1 protein-coding gene is annotated in these 346 nt (G+C 63.6%); it reads right to left on the reverse strand.

Features of this window, described 5'->3' with window-relative positions; translation table 11 throughout:
- The coding region (locus DSY14_RS28370; protein ID WP_211719635.1) for a transposase at positions 1–192 on the reverse strand (192 nt) is incomplete at its 3' end.
- Positions 193–346 lie beyond the last annotated feature (154 nt).

The raw sequence follows: 346 nt of genomic DNA on the forward strand, positions 1-346 counted from the left end.
TCCGGCTGCGGTCTCCCAGGGGCCGTAGCGCTCGGGCAGGTCTCGCCAGGGGATCCCGGTGCGGGAACGGAAGAGGATCGCATTGATGATCTTGCGGTGGTCGGCCCACTTCTTGCCTTTGGGGGCGTTGGTGGGCAGGAGCGGGGTGAGCAGGGCCCACTCGGCATCGGTGAGTTCATGACGTCCGGGCACATCGACCACGATGCCAGCGCAGACCCTGCTCCGCTCCCACTTCCAAAAAACAGCGCCTAGATCGTTGATGGGGAAATGTGTGCCCTGGTCAGTGGTCGTAAGCGATCAACGACCGTTTGACCGGGGCACCGATCAGCCAGTTGTGCCAGATCGC

The sequence above is a fragment of the Nocardiopsis sp. MG754419 genome, assembly GCF_018207095.1.
Taxonomy (GTDB): domain Bacteria; phylum Actinomycetota; class Actinomycetes; order Streptosporangiales; family Streptosporangiaceae; genus Nocardiopsis.